This window comes from Noviherbaspirillum sp. (assembly GCF_036846085.1).
GTDB lineage: Bacteria > Pseudomonadota > Gammaproteobacteria > Burkholderiales > Burkholderiaceae_D > Noviherbaspirillum.
The window spans coordinates 3,873-8,781 of the sequence record NZ_DAIUCO010000228.1; the positions used below are offsets into that span (position 1 = coordinate 3,873).

Here is a 4,909-nt window from a genome sequence, read left to right on the forward strand (position 1 = left end):
CTTGTCCGCGCAGACGAATCGACCAAGCCACGAAGTCGCTGCCTATCTGCAAAGCAAGGGCTACCGTATCATTCCCGTCAATCCAACCTACACGGGCACCACCATTCTTTCCGAACATTGCTATCCCACGCTGACCGCGGCAGCAAAAGTCCTGTCGGAAGAGGGCCTGACAATCGACATTGTCGACTGCTTCCGTCGCCCGGAGCATATGGCGGCCATCGTCCAGGAGGCGATTGCCAACCGCGTGCGCTGCATCTGGATGCAACTCGGCATAGTTGAACCCGCAGCCGCAGCCGCAGCGGAAAAGGCTGGCCTCCAGGTGGTGATGGATAAATGCATGATGATTGAACACCGAAGGTTGAGCTAGGGGCAACTGCAAAAGGAGACACCATGAAAGTGCATGAACAATTCCGCGCCGGGCAGACAGTAACGCTGGTCGACAGCGATGCGCAACGCAAGCCGCTCTCCAGCGGCGACAACGCGGCCGACAAGAAGCAGGTCGAGCAGCTGGCGTCACAGATTGCCGACCTGCAGAATCTTCTGTATGCGGAACACAAGCGCAAGCTGCTCGTCATCCTCCAGGGCATGGATACGTCCGGCAAAGACGGTACGGTCAAAGGTGTTTTCGGGAAGATCGATCCGCTCGGCATTCAGACGGTCGCGTTCAAGGCGCCGACGCAGCAGGAAAAAGACCATGATTTTCTATGGCGGATTCATTCCCGCGTGCCCGGCAAGGGCGAGCTCGTCATCTTCAACCGTAGTCACTACGAAGACGTCGTGATCACCCGCGTGCATGACTGGATCGACGACGCGGAACGCCTGCGGCGGTACGCGCATATCCGCGATTTCGAGCGCCTGCTGGTGGAAACCGGAACCGTCGTCTTGAAATTCTTCCTGCATATCTCGAAGGACGAACAGAAAAATCGCCTGGAAGCCCGTCTGGCCGATCCGGAAAAGCATTGGAAATTCGATATGCAGGATATCGAGGAGCGTAAAAGCTGGGACGCATATCAGCGTCTCTATACGCAGGCCATCCTCGAGACCGACACCGATCACGCGCCTTGGTATGTCATCCCCGCAGACTCGAAGACGCACCGCAATCTTGCGATCGCACACATCGTCCTGCAAACGATGCAGGACATGCAGTTGGCGTATCCGCCTGAAAATCCGGCATTGGCCAGTATCAAAATTCAATGACCGGACCAAGGGACAGACCTTATGCAATTCGCGCGTCGTTGGCTGCCAGAAATTATCGCGACCCCGCTCTTGCCGGTACTGATCGCACAAGGACGGCGCACACGCAGGATCACGCCACGTCTGCCCGAAGCGGCCGGCCCGCGCGAGGGGGCTACCGATACACTGCATGACACAGCTGCACTAACCCTGCTGGCCGTCGGAGAATCGCCGGTAGCAGGCGTTGGCGTCGCACTGCAACAGGAAGCTATCACCGCGCAGCTTGCTGCAATACTGTCGCGGCATGTCATGCAACCGGTGACATGGCGGGCGATCGGGCGCAATGGTGTGACGGCGAGAGAGGCACATGCGTTATTACTTCCCCAGGTTCCGCAACAGCCGGTCGACATCGTCTTCGTCGCATTCGGCGTCAATGACACGACGGCATTCCGGCCTGTTGCGCAATGGCGCAACGACATGCGCCGCCTGTTGCTGGAGATCGACCGGATCTGCACGCCCGGCGTAATACTGCTGTCGGGCGTGCCGCCAATGGCGCACTTTCCGGCACTGCCGCAGCCCCTGCGCTGGGTGATGGGTTTAAAGGCAACCGCGCTTGACGCCGCAGTGCGCGACCTTGCTGACGTCACGTCGCACATCCAGGCGAAGCTGTTGTATGTGCCGGTATCGATTGATCCGGCTGATAAAAGCCTCATGGCATCAGACGGCTACCATGCTTCCGCAAAAGGTTGCACCATATGGGCAGGCCTGATCGCCAGCGCCTATGTACAGCATGCCAACGGCAGTTCGCAAGCCGCTAAAGGTACGTAATGGAACAATTGCTGAATCCGGATTTCTGGGAAGTGGCCAGCTTCGTGGTCACCGTATTCGGCTTTCCGTTCGCCATCTTCCTCTTTCTCTACGAGCAGCGGCGGGAGCGCGACTCGGAAGACGAGGAGGCATATCAGCTGTTGCAGGACGCCTACAACGATTTCCTGAAAATCGTGCTCGACAATCCTGACCTCCAGTTGCGCAGCGCCACTACCAGCATGGACCTGACCGCCGAACAGCGGGAACGCAAGCTCATCATTTTTGAAATGCTGGTCGCCTTGTTTGAACGCGCCTACATCGTCGCCTACGAACCCGACCTGAAGGGCGTGGCATTGCGGCGCTGGAACTCATGGAACGACTACATGCACGAGTGGTGCCATCGCAAGGACTTCAATAACCTTCTGCCGCAGCTGCTGCGTGGCGAAGACCCGGATTTCGCCGCTTACATCCGCGGCATTGCGGAACAGGAAATGTCACCGCACACCGAAGAGGTGTCCTGACTGCAATCCACTTCTCCTGGGGGATTAGGCGATAATGGCGCTCCTACTGAAAGCAAGCCAGCCATGTCCGCACAATTCGCCCCTCTTAAGAACGACACCTTTCTCCGTGCGCTGTTGCGCCAACCTACCGAATACACGCCGATGTGGCTCATGCGCCAGGCCGGCCGGTATCTGCCCGAGTACAACGCCACCCGCAAACGGGCCGGATCCTTCCTCGGGCTTGCCAAGAACCCGGATTACGCCACGGAAGTCACCCTGCAGCCCCTCGACCGCTATGCACTCGACGCGGCCATCCTGTTCTCGGACATCCTGACCGTGCCGGACGCGATGGGTCTGGGCCTGTATTTCGCCGAAGGCGAAGGCCCGAAATTCCAGCATCCGCTGCGCGACGAGGCGGCCGTCAAGGCGTTGCGGCAACCGGAACCGGGAAGCCTGCAATACGTCTTCGACGCCGTCACCCAGATCCGTACCGCGCTTAATGGTCGTGTGCCGTTGATAGGCTTCTCCGGCAGTCCCTGGACGCTCGCCTGCTATATGGTCGAAGGCGGCGGATCGGATGACTTCCGTACCGTCAAGACCATGCTCTACAACCGGCCCGACCTGATGCATCACATCCTGTCGATGAACGCAGCGGCCGTCTCGGAATACCTGAACGCGCAGATCGACGCCGGCGCACAGGCGGTGATGATTTTCGATACCTGGGGAGGCGCGCTGGCCGACGGCGCTTATCAGCAGTTTTCCCTGGACTACATGCGCAAGGTGGTCGGCCAATTGAAACGCGAGCATGACGGTGTCCGGATTCCGGCCATTGTCTTTACCAAGGGCGGCGGGCTGTGGCTCGAGCAGATCGCGGATACCGGCGCCGACGCCGTCGGGCTGGACTGGACGGTGAATCTCGGCGAGGCGCGCAACCGGGTGGGGCATCGAGTCGCTTTGCAGGGAAACCTCGACCCGGTGGTGCTGTTTGCAGGTGCCGAAAAAATCGAGGCCGAGGTGACGAGGGTGCTGCAATCCTTCGGCAAGCCGGAAGCCGGAAACGGACATGTGTTCAACCTCGGACACGGCATCTCGCAATTCACACCGCCGGAAGCCGTGTCGGTGCTCGTCGATACCGTGCAGAAGGTCAGCCGTGAAATCCGTTCAGGAATTGTTCCGGACGGCAAGCTTTAAGTGGTTTTTCCGGATCGTTTTATTGGGCTTATTCACATAATTGCCGTTGTGTGCAAAGCACCAAGAAAAATTTTTAAATTATTTTAGTGGATTCATTTCCTTTTTTAAGTCATTGATTTATATAGCCTAATTTTTTGCATTTCATTTCGGCATTCTATTGAAACCCGCATAAAATCAAGGCTTAACCATGGTCAAGAGGGGCTTTTCCACAAAGTTATCCACAGACTTTGTGGATAGGTAAAAAACCCTTTATGAAACCGATAGTTAGGTTGAATTGTGAAAATTTACATTAAGTGCATACAGCATTTTTTACAAAAGGAAAGCAAGTGCCATAACTTGACTTCCGTAAAAATCTAGGTTTGGCGAAATGACATCAAAAAACAGCGGCGCCAGCGAACAAAATTTCTTTATATAAATAACCATGTAATCCAATTGCCGTAGCACCGATTCAGCGCGCCGCGCAGCAACTTATTCACATATTTATGTGATGCAAATCCTTGTGCAAAGCAGCAAGCGTTTTCTCAAGAAATTTCAAACCGTGGATTTGAGGTTTTTCAAGTCATTGATTTAAAACAAGAAATTTTTTGCTGCCGAAATAGGCATTGACGCGAAAGCCGCATGCCTGCTTCGGTTTCCGGCTGTCAAGTATCCATTGTCCACAAAGTTATCCACAGCAGTTGTGGATAGCGGAAAAACCCTTTATGAAACGGGCAGTTAGGTCGAATCCTCAACCTTTACATCAAGTTCGTGAAACACCAAATACTCCGGATCGCACTCGATACCCCACTTGACTTCTGCTTCGATTATCGCTTTCAGATTGCGGAGGGGGAAGCGCCCGCGCTCCCGGGACAACTTGCGCTGGTGCCCTTCGGGCGCCGGGAGGTAACTGGCATCGTTATCGGCATCGTGGAGACGACCGATGTGCCGGAGGACAAGCTCAAGGACGTTATTGCGATCCGCAGCCAGATTGCGCCGTTGTCGCCACAGTGGCTGGCGCTGTGCGGGTTCGCCGCGGATTATTACCAGCGCCCGCTGGGGGAAGTGGCGATTCCCGGCCTGCCTAAAAATCTGCGCGGGCTCAAGACGGTGTCCATCGACCGCGCGCTGAAGAAACTGGGCAAGGAGACGCCGGTCCAGCAGGTCGAGCCGGTCGCCATGCCCCTGCTCAATGATGCGCAACGGCAGGCCGCCGATGCGATTGCCGCCGCCGAAGGCTTCGTACCCACGCTGTTATACGG

Annotated in this window: 5 protein-coding genes and 1 pseudogene; all 6 read left to right on the forward strand. The window is 56.4% G+C overall.

The genetic code is table 11. The annotated features are described in order from the left end of the window. On the forward strand, positions 1-367 hold a 367-nt coding region (locus V7080_RS20530), incomplete at its 5' end, for a CoA-binding protein (protein WP_334190249.1). 23 nt (positions 368-390) lie between these two features. Then, positions 391-1,197 (forward strand): PPK2 family polyphosphate kinase, encoded by an 807-nt coding sequence (locus V7080_RS20535; protein ID WP_334190250.1) that lies wholly within the window; start codon positions 391-393, stop codon positions 1,195-1,197. A 21-nt stretch (positions 1,198-1,218) separates the two neighbouring features. Continuing rightward, positions 1,219-2,001 carry an SGNH/GDSL hydrolase family protein gene (locus tag V7080_RS20540; RefSeq protein ID WP_334190251.1) on the forward strand — a complete coding sequence of 261 codons (783 nt, stop codon included), beginning with the start codon at positions 1,219-1,221 and terminating at the stop codon, positions 1,999-2,001. Beyond that, positions 2,001-2,501 carry a hypothetical protein gene (locus tag V7080_RS20545; protein ID WP_334190252.1) on the forward strand — a complete coding sequence of 167 codons (501 nt, stop codon included), beginning with the start codon at positions 2,001-2,003 and terminating at the stop codon, positions 2,499-2,501. Before V7080_RS20540 ends, V7080_RS20545 begins: the two co-directional genes overlap by 1 nt. Before the next feature lie 63 nt (positions 2,502-2,564). After that, positions 2,565-3,671, forward strand: a complete 1,107-nt coding sequence (hemE, locus tag V7080_RS20550; RefSeq protein WP_334190253.1) for a uroporphyrinogen decarboxylase — start codon at positions 2,565-2,567, stop codon at positions 3,669-3,671. A 747-nt stretch (positions 3,672-4,418) separates the two neighbouring features. After that, positions 4,419-4,909: pseudogene (locus tag V7080_RS20555) on the forward strand (primosomal protein N'); the annotation flags it as partial.

What these genes read in the sequence shown, in the direction of transcription:
- V7080_RS20535 (WP_334190250.1), top strand. Translation starts at nt 391, where the DNA reads ATGAAAGTGCATGAACAATTCCGCGCCGGGCAGACAGTAACGCTGGTC.
- hemE (WP_334190253.1), top strand. Translation starts at nt 2,565, where the DNA reads ATGTCCGCACAATTCGCCCCTCTTAAGAACGACACCTTTCTCCGTGCG.
- V7080_RS20545 (WP_334190252.1), top strand. Translation starts at nt 2,001, where the DNA reads ATGGAACAATTGCTGAATCCGGATTTCTGGGAAGTGGCCAGCTTCGTG.
- V7080_RS20540 (WP_334190251.1), top strand. Translation starts at nt 1,219, where the DNA reads ATGCAATTCGCGCGTCGTTGGCTGCCAGAAATTATCGCGACCCCGCTC.